This is a genomic window from Alcanivorax sp. HI0083, from assembly GCF_001635175.1.
Genome location: NZ_LWFX01000810.1, coordinates 1 through 889, shown reverse-complemented (window position 1 = coordinate 889; position 889 = coordinate 1). Strand labels below are relative to the sequence as shown.

Genomic DNA, 889 nt, shown 5'->3' with positions numbered 1-889 from the left:
TCTACACCCTCTTAAAAGAAACCTGGAGAACACCATGAACCTGAAATGGCTCTACCGCCTGTTGGCGGTATGGGACTGCCGCCCTATGCCTGCTGAATTATCAGCGGTGTGGGGCGCGTTCCTGCATGAAGGCCTGATGTGCCACCCCGGCGATCCTCGCCGGCCCCGCCGGATACTGGAAGCCTGGGACAGTGGCTGTATCGAGCTGATCATCGNGTCCTGTGAATACCTGGACCCGCTCTGGCAAACGGTCTCCCACATCTGGTATCAGCCCCGTGGCCGCCCCGGCATCTTCGAGTACGAAGTGGTCAGCGAGCTAGGCGAGTGGCTGGGTGAGCAACTGCTCACTACCGGGCAGCTGCCCAGCAACAAGCAGGCTGAGCGTTATATCGAAGCGCTGGTGAATGACTTCTTCGAGATGGGCGATGAGTCGCCCTCGTCGTCAGGGCGCGCCGCATGATGTCATTTAGACATCACTCACATTCACCTCTCATTCCTTACCCCCAGCCCCGGCCACTGTGCCGGGGCTTTTCTTTATCTGGAGCCATCTTATGGCACAACCGAAAAGTACCTCACCCGGCCAGCGCCCTGCCCTGCGCCTGGTGTCCACCAAACGCATGAACCGCGAAGACTGGCTGAAGATCCGCAAGCAGGGGATCGGTGCCAGTGATGCCGCTGCGGCGGTAGGTATCAGCCCGTACCAGTCCCCTCTGGAACTGTGGATGATCAAGACCGGACGGGATGGTCTGCTACCCGCCCCTGATCCCGATGACATTCAATCCCCCCTGTACTGGGGCACCCTGCTGGAGCCGAAGGTGGCCGAGGCTTACGCCAAGATCACCGGCAACAAGGTTCGGCGCGTCAATGCCGTGCTGCAGCACCCCGATGA

General features: G+C 60.4%; 1 protein-coding gene. It reads left to right on the top strand.

Annotation, left to right across the window (positions count from 1 at the left end; all coding sequences use genetic code 11):
* Positions 1-551 precede the first annotated feature (551 nt).
* Positions 552-889: YqaJ viral recombinase family protein (locus A3754_RS07845; RefSeq protein WP_197468558.1), on the top strand; the 338-nt coding region annotated here is incomplete at its 3' end.